The 20,002-nt window shown below is 58.1% G+C and carries 21 protein-coding genes and 1 tRNA gene; 4 read left to right on the top strand and 18 right to left on the bottom strand.

Annotation, left to right across the window (positions count from 1 at the left end; translation table 11 throughout):
* The 13 genes from HFM78_RS06855 to tilS form a co-directional block, all read right to left on the bottom strand.
* On the bottom strand, positions 1-267 hold a 267-nt coding region (locus tag HFM78_RS06855; RefSeq protein ID WP_287128685.1), incomplete at its 3' end, for a hypothetical protein.
* A 90-nt stretch (positions 268-357) separates the two neighbouring features.
* A complete protein-coding gene (murJ, locus tag HFM78_RS06850; RefSeq protein WP_287128684.1) occupies positions 358-1,932 on the bottom strand; it encodes a murein biosynthesis integral membrane protein MurJ in 1,575 nt (524 codons plus the stop codon).
* The gene (locus HFM78_RS06845) at positions 1,922-2,785 is read right to left on the bottom strand and encodes a mechanosensitive ion channel family protein (protein WP_287128683.1); all 864 of its coding nucleotides are present in this window, start codon (positions 2,783-2,785) and stop codon (positions 1,922-1,924) included. Before HFM78_RS06845 ends, murJ begins: the two co-directional genes overlap by 11 nt.
* Positions 2,786-2,827: 42 nt before the next feature.
* Positions 2,828-3,229 carry a helix-turn-helix transcriptional regulator gene (locus tag HFM78_RS06840; RefSeq protein WP_287128682.1) on the bottom strand — a complete coding sequence of 134 codons (402 nt, stop codon included), beginning with the start codon at positions 3,227-3,229 and terminating at the stop codon, positions 2,828-2,830.
* A gap of 138 nt (positions 3,230-3,367) precedes the next feature.
* Positions 3,368-4,330 carry a DUF4438 domain-containing protein gene (locus HFM78_RS06835; protein ID WP_287128681.1) on the bottom strand — a complete coding sequence of 321 codons (963 nt, stop codon included), beginning with the start codon at positions 4,328-4,330 and terminating at the stop codon, positions 3,368-3,370.
* Positions 4,327-5,085, bottom strand: a complete 759-nt coding sequence (locus HFM78_RS06830; protein ID WP_287128680.1) for a hypothetical protein — start codon at positions 5,083-5,085, stop codon at positions 4,327-4,329. Before HFM78_RS06830 ends, HFM78_RS06835 begins: the two co-directional genes overlap by 4 nt.
* 14 nt (positions 5,086-5,099) lie before the next feature.
* Entirely contained in the window at positions 5,100-6,185 is a 1,086-nt protein-coding gene (locus tag HFM78_RS06825; RefSeq protein ID WP_287128679.1) for a hypothetical protein, read from the bottom strand.
* 2 nt (positions 6,186-6,187) lie between these two features.
* The gene (locus HFM78_RS06820; RefSeq protein ID WP_287128678.1) at positions 6,188-6,823 is read right to left on the bottom strand and encodes a hypothetical protein; all 636 of its coding nucleotides are present in this window, start codon (positions 6,821-6,823) and stop codon (positions 6,188-6,190) included.
* 2 nt (positions 6,824-6,825) lie between these two features.
* Complete coding sequence (locus HFM78_RS06815; RefSeq protein ID WP_287128677.1) at positions 6,826-8,553, bottom strand: hypothetical protein; 1,728 nt, start codon at positions 8,551-8,553, stop codon at positions 6,826-6,828.
* A 19-nt stretch (positions 8,554-8,572) separates the two neighbouring features.
* On the bottom strand, positions 8,573-9,862 hold the full coding sequence (locus tag HFM78_RS06810) for a hypothetical protein (RefSeq protein WP_287128676.1): 1,290 nt from the start codon (positions 9,860-9,862) through the stop codon (positions 8,573-8,575).
* Positions 9,863-9,865: 3 nt separating this feature from the next.
* On the bottom strand, positions 9,866-10,735 hold the full coding sequence (locus HFM78_RS06805) for a hypothetical protein (RefSeq protein ID WP_287128675.1): 870 nt from the start codon (positions 10,733-10,735) through the stop codon (positions 9,866-9,868).
* Between the two features lie 14 nt (positions 10,736-10,749).
* A complete protein-coding gene (locus HFM78_RS06800) occupies positions 10,750-11,823 on the bottom strand; it encodes a hypothetical protein (RefSeq protein WP_287128674.1) in 1,074 nt (357 codons plus the stop codon).
* Between the two features lie 192 nt (positions 11,824-12,015).
* Positions 12,016-12,984 (bottom strand): tRNA lysidine(34) synthetase TilS, encoded by a 969-nt coding sequence (gene tilS, locus HFM78_RS06795; RefSeq protein WP_287128673.1) that lies wholly within the window; start codon positions 12,982-12,984, stop codon positions 12,016-12,018.
* A 107-nt stretch (positions 12,985-13,091) separates the two neighbouring features.
* Here tilS and acpP point away from each other — a divergent pair, with 107 nt between their 5' ends.
* On the top strand, positions 13,092-13,334 hold the full coding sequence (acpP, locus tag HFM78_RS06790) for an acyl carrier protein (protein ID WP_396033724.1): 243 nt from the start codon (positions 13,092-13,094) through the stop codon (positions 13,332-13,334).
* Here acpP and tsaE read toward each other — a convergent pair.
* From tsaE to secE, 3 genes are read right to left on the bottom strand one after another with little or no spacing between them, the layout of a single operon-like run.
* On the bottom strand, positions 13,331-13,795 hold the full coding sequence (gene tsaE / locus HFM78_RS06785; protein WP_287128671.1) for a tRNA (adenosine(37)-N6)-threonylcarbamoyltransferase complex ATPase subunit type 1 TsaE: 465 nt from the start codon (positions 13,793-13,795) through the stop codon (positions 13,331-13,333). The two genes, acpP and tsaE, sit on opposite strands and share 4 nt — an antisense overlap.
* Positions 13,796-13,798: 3 nt before the next feature.
* On the bottom strand, positions 13,799-14,395 hold the full coding sequence (nusG, locus tag HFM78_RS06780; RefSeq protein ID WP_287128670.1) for a transcription termination/antitermination protein NusG: 597 nt from the start codon (positions 14,393-14,395) through the stop codon (positions 13,799-13,801).
* Complete coding sequence (gene secE / locus HFM78_RS06775) at positions 14,395-14,625, bottom strand: preprotein translocase subunit SecE (RefSeq protein ID WP_287128669.1); 231 nt, start codon at positions 14,623-14,625, stop codon at positions 14,395-14,397. Before secE ends, nusG begins: the two co-directional genes overlap by 1 nt.
* 145 nt (positions 14,626-14,770) lie before the next feature.
* Between secE and HFM78_RS06770 the strand changes: the two genes are divergently transcribed.
* Entirely contained in the window at positions 14,771-15,223 is a 453-nt protein-coding gene (locus HFM78_RS06770; RefSeq protein WP_287128668.1) for a MarR family winged helix-turn-helix transcriptional regulator, read from the top strand.
* A 1-nt stretch (position 15,224) separates the two neighbouring features.
* On the opposite strand, the gene topA is transcribed toward HFM78_RS06770, so the two are convergent.
* Both topA and HFM78_RS06760 read right to left on the bottom strand, forming a co-directional pair.
* Positions 15,225-17,501, bottom strand: a complete 2,277-nt coding sequence (gene topA, locus HFM78_RS06765; protein ID WP_287128667.1) for a type I DNA topoisomerase — start codon at positions 17,499-17,501, stop codon at positions 15,225-15,227.
* Between the two features lie 177 nt (positions 17,502-17,678).
* Positions 17,679-17,750: transfer RNA gene (locus HFM78_RS06760), tRNA-Thr, on the bottom strand.
* Positions 17,751-17,877: 127 nt separating this feature from the next.
* Here HFM78_RS06760 and HFM78_RS06755 point away from each other — a divergent pair.
* Entirely contained in the window at positions 17,878-18,771 is an 894-nt protein-coding gene (locus HFM78_RS06755; protein ID WP_287128666.1) for a PHB depolymerase family esterase, read from the top strand.
* Complete coding sequence (locus HFM78_RS06750) at positions 18,768-19,946, top strand: DUF819 domain-containing protein (protein WP_287128665.1); 1,179 nt, start codon at positions 18,768-18,770, stop codon at positions 19,944-19,946. The genes HFM78_RS06755 and HFM78_RS06750 overlap by 4 nt, the downstream gene beginning before the upstream one ends.
* The last annotated feature ends 56 nt before the right edge of the window (positions 19,947-20,002 follow it).

The raw sequence follows: 20,002 nt of genomic DNA, 5'->3' as shown, positions 1-20,002 counted from the left end.
TCCACCATACACCATACTCAACTCTTCTTGGGAAGGTGACGCTTGAGCGGCTTCTAGTTTCTGAATGACTGATTCCAATTCAGCCATTGTCAAGCATTTTCCTAAACGATTCAGCTCGTTAATAACTCCATCATTGCGAATGGGTTCGATAAGTTGTCTTATCCGCTCCAGAAGCAGGCTGGACCTCTTGTTGGGAGGATTTTTATGACTACCGAGGTGGCGTGCTACGTCACCTACCATCAAGAAATTAAAAACGTCGCCGCTCATAAGTCACGAGTAGCGGAGACCAATATCATAACAAGCTGGTTTTTAAATAAAAAGACCATTGAGGCTAATAAGTTCTACAAGCTGGGGATTTTAAGCGGGAGTCTTCGAGCGACGTAAACGAGCGAGGAGATCATTCACTTCCGGGATGCGCCAGAGCCATAACCAGAGACCCTCAATTAGGAGGCCCAACCCCCCCGCTCCCGCGACTTTCAACAACATCGGCAGCGTCCCAGTCACGGGCCAGACCTGTTGGAACCAAGCGAAACCATACCCAGCCGCCGCACCCACAGGCACCGCACCCACCGCCAGAATGAGACAAGTCCGGCCCAACTCCCGCCAACCCAGACCGCCCAGCCGTTGCCGCAGGACAATAACGAGGACCAGACAACCCAGGACACTCACCCCGCTCGTCGCCAGACTAATCCCCATCGCGCCAAAAAACTGGATTAAGAGCCAATCTAAAAACAGATTCAGCCCAATCCCTATCAGACTCACACGCAATGGGGTTTGAGCATCGCCTAGCGCGTAAAAAACCCGAATGAGTAAATCCCGCGCCAGATAAAAAACCATCCCCAGCCCGTAACCCCAGAAAATTTCCGCCACCAACTGCACATCCGCCCGTCCAAATTGACCCCGCTCGTAGACCACGCTCACGAGGGGCTGGGCCAAGGCCAGCGTTAAGGCTGAGAGGGGCAAAACAACGATGACTACACCCAACACTGCCTGTCGGACCCGGAGGCGCAACTCCGTCGGGTCCGCCTGCCCCGCCAACCGACTAAAGAGCGGTAAGGCCGGGATGAGCAAAATATTAGAAAGTATCCCCAAAGGAGTTTGAATCAAGCGATTGGCGTAGTCCACCGCCCCAATCACCCCGGTTGCCAATTGAGAAGCAAAAAAGACATGGATATAGACATTCACACTGGAGAGCGCGGAACTGAGGGTCGCTGGACCCATCAAGTCAAAGACCCGTCGGACCTCTGGGTTTTTCCATTCCCAGCGCGGGCGCAATGTCCCTAACCCCAACTGCCATTGCCACGGCAATTGCACCAACCACTGCAAAATTGCCCCCCCCAACACGCCCCAAGCCAAGACCAAAGGACCGTAGGTCTGGGCATAGAACCAGACCGCCAGAATACTCGCCCCGCTAGAGAGAATCGGACTCAAGGAGGGCAACAAATAGCGATCCGCCGCCGTCAACACCCCAAACCCCAGCCCAATCAACCCCGCGAAAAACGCCACCGGGGACATGATCCGCAGCAGTTCCACAGCCTGAGCTTTCACGGTCGGGTCCGCACCAAAACCGAGTACCCCCACAATGAGTGGTGCCCCCCACCACAATCCCACCGCCACCAGACCGAGGGCCAAGGCCACTAAGGTGTTGATCGTCTCCATCAGACGGGCGGTGTGACTTCGTTCCTGTTTAGCGACGACGCTGACCACTGCACTATAAAAAGGCCCATTCACGCCGCCAAGCAGAATGAGCAAAAAAGCAGGTAGTTTGTAGGCAATGGCAAAAGCATCCACTTGACCGGAGACCCCAAAGGCCGCCGCCACCACGATTTCCCGCAACAACCCGACGAATTTACTCAACAGGGTGGCGACCCCCACCAGCCCTGCCACCCCGAGCAGCGAACGTTTCCGAGCAGGGGGAGCGTCAGGGGTCATGGTCCGGCGCGGGGGGGAGCAAGAATTGCGGGAAAGGAATCGGTATGTTTTCGTCTGTCAAGGCTTGTTTAATCCGGCGGCGTAGTTCGCGCATCACTTCCCACTGTTTACCGGGGAGGGTTTTCATCATGACACGGATGATGACGGCATTTTCCGCTAGGTCCTCTACCCCCAATACCTGCAAGTCCTCAAGCGTGAGATTGCGCCAGGGGTCTTCGTTGCGGAGGGATTGACCAACCTGCTGGAGTAGTTGCTCAATCTGGCTTAGGTCATGCTGGTAGCCCACGCGGATGTCTAGTAAGGCCCTGGACCATTCCCGCGTCAGCACCGTGACCCGACTAATCGAACCATTGGGAATGATATGGACACTGCCATTGAGGTCGCGCAGGATCGTCGTCCTGAGTCCCATGCGCTCCACCGTCCCCGTCAGGGCATCCACCCGGACCACATCCCCCAGCCGATACTGGTCCTCAAATACGACAAAAAGCCCCGCCAATAAGTCCCGGACCAGACTCTGGGCCCCAAACCCAATCACGACCCCCACCACCCCGGCCCCGGTTAAAAGCGGGCCAATATTGATCCCCAGGATTTCGAGAATATTGACTACGACAATCGCGACAATAATGACCCGGCTGGCACTCCTGAGGATGATATTGATCTTCTCGACTCGTTTCTCCGCATCAGAGACGTGGGCGGGGTCTTTGTCATCGGCGTAGGCCCTGAGCCGGTCGAGGGCAAAGTCAATTCCCCGCAAGAGAAGATAACTCCCCACTAGGAGCAGGGCAACCTTACTACCGGGGAGCCAGAGGACAGCCAAGAGTCGTTCCAGCCAAGCTTGGAGTTCAGGATTCATCCGTCCGCTAGAATGCAGCTCGTCTCGATTCTAAAACGAACGCTAGGGCTGTTGGAGTAGGGCGGCACAGCGGTAGACCATGGCGGCGCGGCTATCTACACCGAGTTTGGCGAAAATCCGGCGCAGATGGGTGGAGACTGTCCACTCACTGATCGTTAAGCGATGGGCAATTTGTTTATTGGGATGACCGAGGGCGACCAGGGACGCAATCTGCGTCTCACGTTCTGTCAAAACTCGGTCTAGAGCTAATCCCCGCTCCGAGGCTGAGGCCCGGACTACCGCAAACCCCTGACCCCGCACCTCAAAACGAGCAACTTCAGTCTGGGGAGCGGGCACGTGCTCACAATCCGCAAGTATGACAACTAAGTAATTAACGCCATCTATATCAAATTCACTGACAACCTGGAGGTCAGGCTTATCAACATTAGCAAGTTGGCGATTCACATCCATACTCCCGGTGTGATTTAGTTTGCTGGTAACAGTTTAGAGGGTGAAAAAGGAAATGAAAGTGTAATGACTGCTCAATATTTTTTTTACCGTAAAACAGTCTAGAAGGGATGTGACTAGAGTTACACCACGGGTTCATGATGTCCTCGCTAAAACACCAGCAACCAGCGGAACCTTGGGGTCCGTCAGGGTGGGGTAGCTACGGGCCGGGGTGAGGGTACGCAAGCCGTAGTAGACTGCCAAGTTAGCCTGGGGGTCAAGGCTGGGCCGCAAGACCGTGGCTGGACCCGTCAACAGGGGGACTACCCCCGGACCATGACCACTCACCGTGCTGTCACCGTGGACAATCACGCCAATCGTGACGCGACCGGGACGATAACTGGGACCAAAGCGGGTATCGGCAGCAACAATCGCAACAAAGTCCCCAAAACGTAAACTACCCAAGTGGTACCGTTCGCGGGTGGCCCGGTCAAAAAGCTGGATATCGTAATCGCCCCGCCAGATCGTATTTTTTCCGAGTCCCGAACCCATCACTCGGGCGGGGACGAGGTGGGTGACGGGGACCTGGAGTTGATTGCCCGACTCGCGTAACCGCCACCGTTTCAAGAGACCGGGGGCACAGTTGGTGACAGCAACGGCGGGATGGTCCACTAGCTGTAATCCCAGGCCGCAGCTATAGACCTGGATGCGGTCCCCAATCTGGAGCCGTTGGAGAACAGCTGGGGCGAAATCCACGAGTACATGGTCTACCCCGCCGTGCTTCCCCGTCACGAGGCCCGTCTGACCCGTTGCTGGACCACTGATAACCCGGACCCGGTTGCCCACACAGGCATAGGTGAGGAGGGCCAGATTAGGTCCTTGGCGTGAGCCGATTACTTCGCGGTTATTGTTGTGGAGGGCGATCCCCGGTTCGATATGGTCCCCAGCTAGCCCCACGCAACGGTCGCCGATCCGCTGGTTAAGGACAATTCCGCCGGTGGTCGGCAAGACTCTGGGTACCCCATCGTGACCGATGCGGTAGGCATTGGCGCGGCCCACGGGATGGGCTACCTGACCGAGGACCGCGACCATTACTAAATCTGCCAAATTGAGATTCATGGTGCTACCGCAAGGGGATACCAGAAACCCTGGGCACTCTGCCAGGGATTGGGGGGGGTAAAGGATTCCAAAAAAGTTAGTTCCGTGGGCGGGAGGGACACATCGGGGACGACTAGATGCAACACCGCCAACTCTAGACCCGACCAGAGCAATTTTGCTAACCCCGCCTGGACCAGCAACTGCTGGAGTTGGTCGCGCTCAATCACAACTAACGGGTCATCCACGCCCAGACGCTGACAGGTCATTCCGCACCGTTGCAAAGCCAGACAGACCGCTGGCGGTTGGTCTTGATGGCAGTGGGTAAGGATAAAAGCAGTCCCCAGGGCCGCTGCTAGGGCGAGGGCATCACGGAGGGCCGGGAGCAACTGGGGCTGGTCTAGGGCACAGGCGAGGGCTTCAGTTTGGGCAATCAACTGCGGCGGGGTGCCCTCAGGCAGTAAAGACTCACTCACCCCGTCGCCAATCCAGTGGAGCTTGAGGCCCACCAAGTCGGTCTCTAGCCGCACCCGCTCCCACTGTTGTAGGGCGCGGATGAGTTGCTGGGGGCTACAGCGCAGGGCATCGGCAAAAACCTGCTCCGGCTGGTGTAGATAAAAGTAGGTATTGTCCAGGATGTGCCAGAGTTCACGCACTACCCACAGTTCCAACAGCCCGCCCAAGCGTTGGGCCAGGGTCAAGCCGTGGGGCGAGAGGGCGAGGGTGGGATCTAACACAGCCCGTCTACCCAAGGGCGTGACTAAGCGGGAAGTCGTCATGGGCGAGCCTCAGGTTAGACACGGGCGGACTGGACACCAATCACACTTTTGAGCGTCGAGGTTCCCCCCGCGAAACTCCGACCCTCGGGGATCATGCGGTAGGCAGCGAGCCAAGCCTCGGCGTGGGGACCGATGGGCCGCAACTCCGACTGAAAGAGGATTGGGTCCCCCGCTGTTTTGAAGTCGCTGTCGGAGATGAATTGGATGATTCGGCGTCCACTTTCTGCCATCCGTGCCCGTTGGGAAGGTTCAGCCACCCCGCCGAGGTAACGACTGGAGACAATTTCGACCACATCCCACTTGGTATTCGCGTCAAAGGCTTTCTTGATGTCGGGGGCATCGAGGAGCTTGAGGACTTGGCTCAGGTAGTGGCCCGTCTCCATGGTCAAGGCGAAAATATTACCGTAGGTAGCGCGGTCGAGGGCATAGCGCAGGTCTAGGCCGATGCGTTGCACCGTGCTGATACTGCCGAAGGGCCGTTGGTTTAACAGCGGGCCGCCCCGGATGACTTCACTGATGGAGAGGTCGCGGAAGTATTGGGCCAGAGCGACAATAAAGCCCAGGAATTGACGGTGGAAGGTGCGGTTGACGATGGCCCCGGCGGGGGCTTGGGTAGAGCCGTAGTTGAAGGCGCGGCGGTAGGCGGTGTTGCGGTCACGCAGGGTGTAGCGTAGGGGTTTCCACTTCTCCAACAAGTACAGGCCCCTGGCCCCCGGCCCGCGCTGAATCCGCATCCGCCCGTCCTGAAAGAGGCGCAGCAGCACATCTACCACTTGGAAAACCTTCATCCGTTCGTGTTGGTAAATAAAATATAGTTCGGCGGCAGCGTGCAGTTGGCTGGGGACGACGGATTCGTTAAAGTCGGGTTGGATATAGGGATAACTGAGGTTCTCGAAACCCACTGCTCCTTGGCCCCCAAATCCCACGAGGTCCAAAAACCCGTCTTGGCTACCGTTGGCGGCATTTTTGAGCAGGTCGTTGAAGCGGTCCTCGAACTGTTGTTCGTACTGCTTGCGCTCCTCGGGGGGCATCGCTGACATCTGTTCGCGCAGGAACTTATCCCACAGGCGTTGGATGGTTTCAGTGGTGGTAAAGCTCATGGTCAGGCTCCTTGGGGCGAGTTGTCAGGATCAACGTCGTCGTTTTTTTTGGTTTGGGTAAAGTAGCGCAGGATGTCCATAATCAACTGCTGGAGTTCTAGATAGCGGTTGGCCCGTTCCCTGAGCTGCTTTCCTTGAAAAGGCCGCAGCGCATCACCGTACCGTTCTCTGAGCGTAGGCTCGTCAGCCAATAACCGCAGCGGCTCATCTAGGCGGCCTCGATACTCCTCTAGGGTCCGGTTATTGCCGTCCCGGTTGGGCGATTGGTCCAACACGAGGTCTTCCACCTGTTTGAGCAGACGGATACAGTCAAACCCGTCACGGGTCGGGGTGGACGAGGACTGCGAGATACTGGTGAGCAGACTTTGATTAAGGATGGTCTGGCTGTGGATGAACTCACGGGTTTCCGTTAGCACCCCAGTGAGTACGTCGCTGAGGGTTAGGTTGAAGACGGCTTGGTTGTGGATGAACTCACGAGTCTCAACCAGGGTGTTATGGAAGTCTTGGTTGAGGACGCCTTGGGTCTGAAGGAACGCTTCCAAAAACGGGTTGAGCCGCGTCAGGTTGCGGTGAAAAGCTGTACGGGGAGCCGATAACTGCCCGAGGGCATCTTCTCGGTCAAGGGGTAGCGAGTTCATGGCTAACGGCCTCCATTGCTAAAAGCATCGTTGGCGAGGGTATCTAGGCTGGATTCATAGTGGGGCGGCAAGATAATTGCAAGGCTGGTACTGAGACCACCCACCTTAGCGATCGCACCATCCAAGATGGTATCCACAGTGTCAAAGACATCGCCAATTCCTGCACAACTAGGGGCCATAGCCTTGACCATGTTTTCCCAACGCGCCTCCATTTCCTTTTGAATCGAGAGTTCCTGTTGCATCAAGAGATTGATGCCTCCCAGGGCCGTCGGGTCATTGGAATGGCGTAACAACTCGGTTTGGAGCAGGCCGAGTTCCGCCACTGGGAAGCCCGGTAGGAGCCGCAAGTTCGTGAGGGTCTGGGCGACCAGGACCGGAAATACCTGTTGCGGGTCGAGGATAACTTTAATCAAGTAGGCATAGGACCCCGCCCGTTGCTCAGGTTCACCAAATTTGTTGACCCCCAAAGCATAGAGGTCAATGGCCCGGTCTATATCGTAGAGAACTTTATCGAGGATGACTTGACCCGTGACGGTGAGGGGCGTGCAGCCGCACTGCAAGAAACAATCCAATTTCTCCGCCAGTTGGTTACGCCGGATCACCAGTTCCAAGAGCACCCGGTCGGCCTCATCGGTCCCCGAAAGGCCATACAGCCCATAGAACAAGACGGGCGGACGGGCAATCCGCAATAAACGGAACCCACCGGAGGTCTCGAAAGCGTCGGCAAAGAGTTGGAGTGCCTCTAGAAAGGCCGTCAGGGGCGGCGAAGCCGGATTAACTAAGCCCTGCCCCAGGAAAACCAAGCGACGAAACCGCTCCAAGTCCAGTTGGGCCGTCGCACCCAAAGCCCGCATTCCCTCCGCACTACCGTTGTTGGCCCGTTGGACCAGTCCATCCATGATCCGGGTGAGTTCATGTTCCACTAACAAAGATCTAAGGTCACTCTGGCCCTGCTGTTCCAGGCTCAAAAATAAGCGACGGTAAGCATCCAAGCCCCTGGGCCATTCATTGGGCGCAAAGGCTTGCTGGGTGGAGCCAATCAAGTTACGCAGGGCATAGACGGCAGCATCCCGGCGTACCTGCAATTCGCTAAACGGGGCTTGGAGTAGAAACCGTCCGCCACTGAAACTGGTATTCGCCAGAGCCTCCCCCATCATGACCAAGAAGACGGCAGCGACCTCATCGAGACTCTGGGCCAGCTTGCGGTAGTTCGTGTTGAGGCCTGGGGTCATCGCACCCAGGAGGCGAGACATCCGGGCGTAATCCCCCAGGGTCCGGCGCAGACCAAAGGTCTTGTCCCGTTGGCGGGGGTCCAAGGAGAAACGGGCCGCGTTGCTCCCTTCCATCATCGTGGTGCGGATTGCCACGCCCCAGCCCTGGAGTTCGGGGCTGATGTCCTTGAGAATGGCGTTGGTGGTGAGTTCCTGGAGGTCCTGATTGACATCGTTGACCGCCTGGAGCAACTCCGCCTGGGAAGAAGAAGTCGTCGCCACGGGTAAAGGCGCACTCATCGGCTGCGAGAGCAGGAAGGGCAACCCATTGGCCTCTTGGGTGATGGCCTGGGTCCGGGGGTCACTCTGGTAACGCGTCCGCAGGGCTTCGGCGATCTGGCTGGCATCTGTGGGGTCACTGACCCGCAACTCTCGGCGAATCAAGTTATCGAGAGCCAGTTGGGGCGACGAGCCGGTGCCATGAGGGGCCGGATTAGAAAAGGGATTGTTGCTTGCCATAAAGGTCTCCCGGTGTAGGTTAGGCAGCGACTTGCTGTTGAGCTTCGGCAAGGCTCAAGGCGGGGCGGGGCTGCTGACGATTAAGTTGCTGAATGACTTGGTGGGCAAGCTGTTGAGGGTGGACCCCGCCTAGACCCAGGGCATAGCTCGCCGCGCTGACGAGGTGACGCGGCGGCAGGTCAGCGGGCTGACCACGGGCGAGGAACTTTGCACCTTGGACAATCCGGGCTTCATCTTGGCGGTCAAAGGCCAAGATATCTACCAACGCCTGCTGACTCAGGTTGCGGCGGGTCTGAAAAGCAATCTCATCCACCACTTGCGGAATCACTCGGTCCGCACTGCTCAAGAGTCGCGCCGGTAAACGGTTGAAGCGCGTCGGGTCGTAGAGGTCCCGCCAAATCTGGCCCAGCCGCTCGCCCTGCCGCCCAAACCCCAACCGCCGTAGCATCTCCACCAAAATGAAAATTCGGAGATAGGCCGTGGGGTGGGCACCACCCGGTCGGAAGGTCAAGGTCCGGGGCGCGGGATGGGCTAAAAAGGTCGCCATACCAAAGGCCGCCGCCGGACCCCCGAGGAGGACCGCCGCGAGGTCGGCGAAGATCTCCTTATGCCAACGCCCGTAAATACTGGTGATGGCAGGGTCGCCCGTGGAGCCGATTAGCCTACGGACCACGGCCTCGCGGTTCTCCTGCCAAATCCCCAAGTCAGCCTGGAGGTTATGGGACACCTCATGGAGGAACACCGCTTGCCAGGGATGTTCACGGTCCCAGGGCAGCCGGATCACCGGGAAGGGATTGGCTTCACCCAGTAGGCGACTGAGCAGGACCCCCCGGCGCATCGTGGCGGGTGAGAAGCCGTGTTCCATATAACAGACTGGCTTCAGCAGGGGTCCTCGAAAAACCTGAGGGGATTGTTCACGGATAGCGGTGTAGCAATCAGCAGCAATCACATCATGGGCCGCCAGAGCCGGAGCGAAGGAGGTCCCCCGCTGCCCAAACACCTCAAAGAACAACCCGAAGGCGCGGCGGGCGCGGTCCAATTCCCGCTCCACTAGGGCCACTTCCAATAACACTTGGTCCACCGGGGCGGTCTGCCAGCTGGCTTGGACTTTTTGTAAACGACGCATCACCTGCTGGTCAATCTCCGCCATCCGCCGATTGGCAGCACGGAAATGTTCTGGAGAGGGCACGTAGGGTAGGTCTTGGGGGCGGATGCCCACGGAGCGGTAATTGATCCGCGACAGTCGTTTGGACCGGGCAACCAAGCCAAGAACTTTGTCTTTGAGGAAGTGGCGCGTTGCCCTTACCATGGCCTATTGCCTCTCCCGGATGGTCAGTTGCACGGGTCCTTGGAGGTTGTACTGTTGAGTCCCGTAGTTAGGACGAATGCCGCAGTTGGGACAGGAACCACTGCCACGGGTCCGCTCAGGGGATTGGGCGAGCCGACGGACCAGGGTTGGATTCTGGGCGACACGGCTGGCGGCACGTTGGATCGCGCGGGGCAGTTGTTGGATGGGTACCCGCTGTTGACGGGCCGTCTGCTGAACGCCTTGGACGATCCGAGTGACCGCCCGGGCCGCCTGCGGACCCTGGCGGCGGGCCAGGGTGCGGGTGGCCTGGCTGACACTCTGGACCAACTGACGACGGTTCTGCTGGGGTAAACGGCTCGCGTTAGGGAGCACCTTGCGGATCGTAATTACTGAGAGTAAGGGCGCAGCCAGGTCCACATCCTCAGCCAGAGCCATTTCCAACATTTCATCCAGGGCTTCAAACTCATCGGCACCATCGGCAAGGAGCCGACCGGCAACATTGGCAAGCCGCCCAATCAGTTGGGCTTGGGGTATCGGGATGAGGCTTGCCACCGGGCCGATCACCCGCGCCGCCTGCCCCACGCCCCGGCCCACCCGACGGGCCACATTCGCCACGCCACGCCCAATTCGGCGCAGCCGCCTGAGGAATTCATCGGTATCCTCCGCATCCAGGGCATCGGCTAACTCAGCTTCGAGTTGGTCCTCATCCCCGGCATCCTCAGTCGCGCCCAAGGGTCCCCCGGTCCCTCGACTCAGGGTGTTGAGGACCCCACCGAGGAATTCATCATCGTCGTAGCTATCCGCTTGACGTAGCTGCGCGGGTCCTTCAGCAGCGTCATAAAAGAGATCGTCAGCCGCAAAAGCTTGATACATCGTGGCCTCCTAGATTAGCGGCTGGTGATCGTAATCTCGACAGGACCCCTGAGGACCAAGCGTTGGGGCAGTCCCCCTCGACTCGACCGGGCTGACGGACTGGTGGCCCCCGTGAGACGGCGTGTTAGTTGGGGGCTATTGGCGACTTGGGTCGCCGTCCGCTGGATCGCTTGGGGCAGAGCCCGCGCTGGCAGCCGACGACGAGCAGCGGTCTGACCGACACTCCTGACAATACTGGGCAGAGCACGTACCGCCTGGGGTCCTTGACGGCGCACCAGGGTTTGGACCGCACGGCTAGTCCCCCGGACCAACTGTTGACGCAGGGGACGACTGAGGGCACTCCCCGCCCGCTGCAATACCGGCTGGACTAGGCCCCGTGCCGCAACGCCCGCAATGATCGGTAGGGCTTCGTCTAGTTCCTCATCACTGAACTGGTCTACGAGGTCCTCTAGGGCATCAAATTCGTCAAAGCCCTGGCTGGCATACTGTTGGAGTAGGGGCAAAATGCTTTGTAGCAGACTCCCCATCGGGTTCGCTGAAGCCCCCGCCCGGCCTGCAACACTACCCACTTGACCCGCCACCCGACCGACTTGACCGGCGATCCGGCCTGCTTGACCCGCGACACGACCGACGCGACCCGCCACCCGTCCAGCGGTTTGTGCCCCGCGTTGGACCGCGCCTGCGACCCGGCGAGCAGTTTGAGCTCCGCGCCGGACCGCCCCAGCAACCCGCCGTGCCCCCCCGGCCCCACGCCGGACTAGACCCGCCACGCGGCTGACCCCCTGGAGAACATTCCCTAGGAACTCATCGCTATCAGCAGCATCCAGAGCATCGGTCATCGCGTCTTCGAGCGCGGCATAGGCATCGAGTTCGTCGCCATGATCGGCGTAATCGTCCCCGAGGTCCCCCGCAAACTCGTCCTCAGCATAAAAAGCTTCTTCACCCCCCTCGTCAAAACCCTCTAGCTCATCGGTGAAGCCCTCTTCCTCAAAGCCTTCCATCATGTCTGCCTCGAAGCCATCCATCTGGGCGACAGGAGATTCCGCCGCCAAGTCATCCATCACATCGCTTTCAAACCGCTCGTCCATTACATACCTTCCTTAAGACGATAAAAAAAGGACAGGACACCCGAGGGGGTGAAAATCTATTTCCCCCACAGTAAAACGCGGCTTGGTACGCTACCAGTCACCCAATTCGGGTCCTCCACTTGGGGTAGCCCATTTGAACTACCCAACATTGCTGCTAAATTGACCCGTGCAGCGTAAGTAGTGGCGGGTACTTCATAGCCAAACTAGCCAACCCCGGCGCACGACCACGCCCTGTCCTCGGTGTAGAGAGGCGGTGCGGGTCCCCTCGGCTTGCCCGACTAAGGCTCGTACTTGTTCGACTTGGCTGAAATCCCCGCTGCTTTGGCACGTTTGTAAAAAATGGCGGACTACCCGGCGTTGGAGCGCGACCGGGAGTTGATCTAGCTGAGCATTCAAGGATGGCGGCTCAGCCCGGTAGAAACGAGCGAAATGTTCCAGACTGATTAGGGTCAAGTAATCGTCCTCGGCCCCAGCAATCTCGGCTGCCTGGGCAAGATGGCGGCTCACCTGGGGGTTGAAATGGTCGCGCAGGTAGGGTAAGACGACCTGCCGGAGGCGGTTACGACTAAAACTTACATCCTCATTAGTAGGGTCAGGCGTGACGGGCAGGTCCCGCGCTTGACAGAAGGCAGCCGTCTGTTCTCGGCTCACGGTGAGGAGTGGGCGTACGAGGTCTAGCCCCGGTACAAGGGTCCGCCGCCAGTCTAGGCTGCCAGTGCCGCTGAGTCCCGCCCCGCGCATTAGGTTGAAAAGTACGGTCTCGGCGCGGTCAGTGGCAGTGTGTCCGGTCAGGACGGCGGTGGCAGATAAATCCTGGGCCAGTCTCGCCAAGCGGCTGTACCGCCATGCCCGTGCGCTGGCTTCCGTGGGTGGGGGAGTCTCAGCCACAATCAGGTGAAAGGGTAGACCCCAACTGGCTGCTACCGCTGCGACCGTCTGGGCAGCTTGGTCTGAATCAGTCCGCCAACGATGGTCTAGGTGGGCGACAGTAAGCTGCCAGTCGCCCCGTCGCTGTAAATCCACCAGCAGTTGCCCGAGACAGAGTGAATCCTGACCCCCGGATATTGCCAGGAGTAGACATTGACCCTGGTTCAGGAGCCGCCTTTGTACAATTTCCTGGAGAACAGCACCATGGAGGGCCAAAAATGGCGTATGGTACATGATGGCTTACGGGGTGTGACAGTGCTTGAGGTGTCCGTAGGACCAATCTGACAGACCCGGTTTTCCGCTAGAATTCCATAAATCAAGTGTTCGAGGCAATCATGACGGTGACGGAAGAAGCGATTTTTGAAAAGGTGAAGAAGGTCGTTGTTGACCAACTCTCCGTAGAAGAGGCTCAAGTCAAACGCGAGTCCAGTTTTGATACCGATTTGGGGGCTGACTCTCTAGACCAAGTGGAACTGGTGATGGCCCTAGAAGAAGTGTTTGAACTCGAAATTCCCGATGACGATGCTGATAAGATTACCACCGTTGGCGATGCTGTCAAGTACATCATCAACAAGAAGGGTTAACTTCCTTCATTCTCATAGAGTAATTGGGCCTGGGCAAGCAGGCCCTTTTCGCGTGGACTGATGGCTGTACCCCGGACCCAGCGTCCCTCCTTCGCAATTGTGAAATTAAGCCAGAGCACGGGTCGTGGCGTGAAGGGCAGACGTTGCGCCCACTCAATGACAGTAATCCCCCCCTCGTTGTCCTCCTGCAACCCCAATCCCCACACCTGCTCCGGCTCAAGGCGGTAGAGGTCGCAGTGAATTAAGGGCGGCACGCCCTCGGGATACGCATGGATGAGAGCAAAAGTCGGGCTGGTGACCGTCTCGACAATCCCCAAACCCCGCGCCAACCCCTGCACAAACGTAGTTTTCCCACTGCCGAGTTCCCCGTCTAGCAGTAGGAAAAGCCCTGCTGGCAAACATTCAGCCCAGCGGTTTGCCCAGTTCTGGAGACGAGGGGCACTCTTGAAGAACCCTTGCAAGCCTTACTCCAAGCGGCGGACTTGGTTGAATTCCAGTTCGACGGGGGTATCGCGTCCAAAGATTGACAGTAGGGCGGTGAGACGGCCCCGTTCTGGGCTGACCTCCACGACCTCGCCGTTGAAGTCCTGGAAAGGTCCGGCAATGACCTCGACTTTATCCCCCGCCGCCAAGTTGATGCGGACGATGGGTTCTTCCTGAGCCACGGTCATGAAGGTGCGCCGGATTTCAGAGGCACTGAGGGGGCGGGGCGTGACATGGCCCCGGCCCCGCCCGGAGCCGCGCCGTTCCTCGGTGCCGACAAAGTTAATGACATTGGGGGTATTTTTGACCACGCCCCAAGCTTCATCGTCCAACAACATATGAACTAAGACGTAACCGGGCAGGATCTTTTCTTCAGCAGCAGCCCGTGAACCATCTTTTTTGACGCGGATCGCGGCGCGTTCGGGGATGGAGACCTGGAAAATCCGGTCTACGACCTGGAAAGTCTGGGCGCGTTGCAGAATATTGGTTTTAACTTTTTTTTCGCAGCCGGAGGAGACTTGGATGGCATACCAAGCCGGTTTGACCACTTCCTTGACGGGAGATTCTAGTTCGTTCATCAGAAAACCAGCCTTGACAGGGTGAAGAACAGAGAGTCAATCAGATAGATAAACAGGGCGGAGAGCGAGACCATCAGGAATACTGCTACCGATTCACTAATGACCTGCTGACGGTTGGGCCACTGGACCTTATCCAACTCCGCCCGCACGTCCTTGAGGTACTGGGCGAGGTCGAACTTTTGGACGGGTGCCTCATCGGTGGGCACGGGCTTGGCCTTATCAGTCGCCACCAGGGCTTCTCCAGGTGCAGGTAACTTTTATTATAGGTTCTTGCCTTGCGGGGAGGCCAAGGAGTTGAATCTCCGCTCCATGGTGAGAACAGACAGTCCATAATAGGATTGCGACTTCTTCTGTCATCCCCCCAAGGTCTAACCCATGCATAGTCAGCCATTGCGGTCTGGAGAATCAGACCGGACACTTTTTCAGACCATGCTCCATGAACTTGCCCGCACCTACCAAGCTTTTGCCAATTACTCCGATAGTTACGTCCGCCAACTGGGTCTCACGCCGCCTCAGTTCGATGTGATTATCACCCTAGGCAATACATCTGGCCTAAGTATGAATCGGCTGGGCGAACAAACCCTTGTCACCAAAGGGACGCTCACTGGCATCATAGACCGTCTGGAGCAAAAGAGTCTGGTGCGCCGCATGGTACCCCAAGGGAATCGCCGCAGTTTCACGGTGGTGCTCACACCCCATGGGGAGGAGCTTTTTCGGGAGGTTTACCCAGCCTACGTTGCCCATTTGGGCGAACGCTTTCAGAATCTCTCCCCCACCGAACTCGAAACTATCCGGCTGGCCCTGACCAAACTCCGCGAACTCTTCTGAATTAAGCGGGTGCAAGTTCTGGGACGGGCGGGGTGATGCCCGTGAACTCCTCGGCCCCCTCGACAAAATCACAGGTAGGGTTGGAGCAGTCGGCGATGTCCTCGGTACGCTTGCGCGGTTTGAGGACGACGATACCGCCGCACTGGGGGCAGGGTTGGGGGAGGGGTTTTTGCCAGAGTGAGAAGTCGCACTTGGGATAGGTACTGCAACCGTAGAAAAACCGCCCAAACCGGGATTTGCGCTCCACCAAGTCGCCCACTTTACATTTGGGGCAATCCACCCCGGTTTTTTTGAGGAGACGGCGTTTAGCTTTGCATTCACCACATTTCAAGTATTCGCCGTAGGGACCAAAAACAATCGTCATCGGTTCGTGACCGCACTCGGCACAACTTTCGCCGGGAGCGGGGCGGTCTTTGGGGGCGGGGAGGTTCTCTTTGGTCAGAGGGTAGGTGTGTTTGCACTGGGGGTAGCCGGAGCAGCCCAAGAAGTTGCCGTACTTGCTCGACTTCTGGACCATTGGTAAGCCGCATTTCTCGCAGAGGTAATCGGTGATGATGAGGACGCGCTCCATCTCCTCGGTGGCGGCGTTGAGGCTTTTGAGGAAGGGACCGTAGAACTCAGCCATGGTGGTCGTCCACGGGCGTTCACCGCGCTCAATGGCATCAAGTTGGGCTTCCATCTGGGCGGTGAAGTCCTTGTCCACAATGTCCGGGAAATATTGGGTCATCTGGTCATTGACGGTCAGACCGAGGGGGGTGGGATTGAGGGCACGGCCTGTTTTGAGAACATAACCCCGGTCTACAATCGTCGAGATGGTCGGGGCGTAGGTGCTGGGCCGTCCGATGCCTTCTTCTTCCAAGGTTTTGACCAGGGTGGCTTCGGAGTAGGCGGGGGGCGGCTGGGTGAAGTGTTGTTTGGGTAGGAATTCTTTGAAGACGAGGACTTCATCCTCAGCCAGTTCGGGCAAGGTCTGGCTGGCCTCAGCGGGGTTCTCGTCCTTACTCTCCTCGTAGACGCGAGTGTAACCATCAAAGACCGTGCGGGTATCGGCGGCCCGGAACATGGCCTTGTGGGTACCCGTGGCCTCAATCTCCACGGTGCGGGTGGCGAGGGTCTGGGTCGCCATCTGGGAGCCGACAAAGCGTTGCCAGATTAAACGGTAGAGTCGGTACTGTTCAGCGGTGAGGTGGGCCTTGAGATCGTCGGGTTGGCGGAGGATATCCGTGGGGCGGATCGCTTCGTGGGCATCCTGGCCCCCCTTGGCGGCTTTGCCCTTGCGCTGGGTCGTGGGTAGATATTTTTTGCCGTATTGGGTTTCGATGAACTCGTTGACGGCGGCTTGGGCTTCTTGGGCGACACGGGTGGAGTCCGTCCGCATGTAGGTGATGAGTCCCACGGGGCCTTCGGCTCCTAGCTCAATACCCTCGTAGAGTTCCTGGGCAATTTTCATCGTGCGTTTGACAGTGAAGTTGAGGGCTCCGGCGGCTTCGCGTTGCAGGGTGGAGGTGATGAAGGGCGGGGCGGGTTCTTTTTTGCGCTCCCGTTGCTTGACGGATTGGACGGCGTAGCGGGCGGGGGTGAGGCCCTGTTGGACGGCGATGGTCTCCTGCTCATTATTCAGGTCGCTTTTTTTACCGTTCCACTTGACGAGTTCGCAGACAAAGGGTTTTTTCTGGCCTTCTTTGAGGAGGTTGACGTGGAGGGTCCAGTATTCCTTGGTGACGAAACTGGTGATCTCTTTGTTGCGGTCACAGATGAGGCGGAGGGCGACGGATTGGACCCGACCGGCGGAGAGCCCGCGCTGGATTTTTTTCCAAAGTAAGGGTGAGATTTTGTAACCTACCAAGCGGTCAAGGACGCGGCGGGCTTGTTGCGCATCCACCCGGTTGATGTCAATAGGGCGGGGATTGTTGACGGCGCGGCGCACGGCTTCTTGGGTAATTTCATGAAACTCGATGCGCTTGAGTCGTTCGGGGGGGACTTCTAGAAGCTGCGACAGGTGCCAAGCGATGGCCTCGCCCTCACGGTCCGGGTCCGGGGCCAGATAGACTAGGGTTGCGCCCTCCGCTGATTCATGGAGTTCGCGGACGATATCTTCTTTTTTGGGAATGATGACGTATTTGGGTTGGAAGTTGTCGTTTACATCCACGCCTATTTCTTTTTGGGGGAGGTCGCGCACGTGCCCAGCCGAGGCTTTGACCACGTATCCTTTGCCCAGGATCTTGCTGATGGTCTTGGCTTTGGCGGGGGATTCGACGATGACCAGGGTTTTGCTCATGGCTGGACGGACCACTAGGATGCTTTTTCATTATTAGCACGGTCTGTCAAGCTCACTGGGGCGCAGCTACGGGCATGAACCCCCCGGTTGGTTCCCTAGCGGTCTGAAAATTTTCCTATTTTTCCGAGGTACAGCGTGATGTAGGTGTTGCAGAAGGTTTCGCGTTACCCAAAGATTAGCCGCTGACGAGATTCGAACTCGTGACCTCTCCCTTACCAAGGGAGTGCTCTACCGCTGAGCTACAGTGGCGACAGTATCCTATCCTAGGGGTGCCAATGACCGCTGTCAAGCTTTCAAGTTAGAGACTAGGCCGGCAAACCGGAGTATCACAGCCCAGAGCTAGTGCTACTCTGATGCTTTGAGATGAGGTGGTAGGATGTGGCGTATTTTGTTTGGACTGGTGTGCTTGGGGTTACTACGTCCGGTTCTCGCTCAGAGTGCGCCGGGGAATTATGACCAAACCCTGCGGGTAGGCGGGGTAAATCGGACCTATAGTTTGCATTTGCCCCCGGCTTACAACGGTAAACGCGCTTTACCCCTAGTGATTTTGCTCCATGGACGAAAGGGGAACGGGCAGGTGGTGGCCCGATATACCCAGATGAGTGCACAGGCCGACCGGGCAGGGTTTATTGTCGCCTACCCCGATGCCCTGGGTCAGCCGCCCGCTTGGAATGCAGGTTTTAATTCCGGGAAAGGTAATGGCGATGATGAGCGTTTCTTGAGTAGTCTTTTGGCGCGTCTACAGGCCAACCTGCGGGTGGACTCGCAACGGCTCTACATCGGCGGGCACTCCAGTGGCGCGATGATGACCTATCGGATGGGGGCGGTTTTGAGTGACCAGCTAGCGGCGATTGGGGTCGTGGCTGGGGCCGTAGGTGGGGGTCGTCCCCGGCGAGGACAGACGACCACAATCCCGAATCCCGCCCAGCCTCTCTCTGTAGTTGCCTTCCATGGTCAAGAAGATAATGTCGTGCCCTACAACGGTGGGCGGGGCTTTTTGTCTGTTGCCGATGCCATGACTTTTTGGACCCGGGCCACCGGTTGCCCGTCCCGGCCCCGCGAGAACCAACGGGGTGATGTGCGCCAGACCCGCTATGCCGACTGTCAACGGGGTACAGAAGTCGTCTTTTATACCCTGCGCGATGGCAATCACAAATGGCCCGGTAGCACCGCTGACCCCAACGACCAGCGACAACCTGCATCCCAGGACCTCAACGCGACTCAGGTGATGTGGGAGTTCTTCGCCCGCCATCCCCGGTCTAGCCGATGACCGAACCGTTACTTTTTTGTGGGTTTGCGAGTTTTGTGGGGCTAGTATTCGCGCTAGCCCAACAGAAGCAACTCATTAAACTGTTTGACCTCGTGCCGCCAGTGATTTGGATCTACGCCTTACCCGCCGTAGCGAGCACCCTGGGCTGGGTGCCACGGGAGTCGCCGTTGTACCCGTTACTCTCGGGGACCATCCTCCCGGCGGCGTTGGTACTTTTATTACTGGGGACGGACTTGAGGGCGGTGGCGCGGTTAGGGCTCCCGGCGGTGACGATGACCCTGGTCGGAGCGACAGGAATTGTCCTGGGTGCGCCCCTAGCTCTCGCTCTGTTTGGGGGGTGGCTTCCTGCTGAGGCGTGGGCGGCGTTCGGGGCATTGTCGGGGTCTTGGACCGGGGGGTTCGCTAATATGATTGCCGTTAAAGAGAGTATCGGTACGCCAGAGCGGGTTTTTGGGGCGGCGGTGGCGATGGATTTTTTGGTGGGCTATAGCTGGACGTTGATTTTATTATTTCTGGCCCGTTATCAAGACCGGATTGACCGTTGGCTGAAGGCAGACCTCCGGCAAGTGGACCAAGCGATGGCCCGTCTGCGGGAGAACCCGGTCCAGACCGCGCTGCCTTTGACCCTACCCGGACTGATGGTGATGGTGGGACTGGCCTTTGGCGTGAGCGGTTTGGCGATTGCTTTGGGGAATGGGTTGCCAGAGGTGAGCGGGGTCCTCTCGCATAAAACCTGGGGGTTTATTTTAGTGACAACTTTTGCGCTGGGACTATCGCTGACCCCGGTGGCGCGGTTGGAGCAGGAAGGGGCTTCACGGTTGGGGTCGGGATTGTTGTATCTGGTCGTGGCAACTTTGGGGGCACAGGGGGACTTGGGGTTGATTGGAACCTATCCGCTCTTTTTGGTGGCGGGCTGGGTGTGGATTGGCTTTCATGCCTTGGGATTATTGCTGGTGGCCCGTTTGACACGAACGCCTTTCTTTTTGCTCGCCGTGGGTTCCCAGGCCAATACTGGGGGGGTGGTCACGACGCCGATTGTGGCGGTGGCCTACCGTCCAGGGACCGCGCCCCTGGGTCTGTTGATGGCGGTCTTGGGCAATGTGATTGGAACCTACGCGGGGCTGACGGCGGCGGGATTATGTCAGGGAGTAGCGCGGGCCATGGGCTGGATCTGACCCCCGGTTGAATTAGGTCTCGCAACCTCATACACTCTTGGGGTAGGAGCATGTGA

This window comes from Candidatus Cyanaurora vandensis (assembly GCF_013285555.1).
In the GTDB taxonomy this organism is placed as follows: Bacteria; Cyanobacteriota; Cyanobacteriia; order Gloeobacterales; family Anthocerotibacteraceae; genus Cyanaurora; species Cyanaurora vandensis.
Note: the sequence above shows the minus strand (reverse complement) of the source record. Positions and strands in the feature narration are given on the sequence as shown.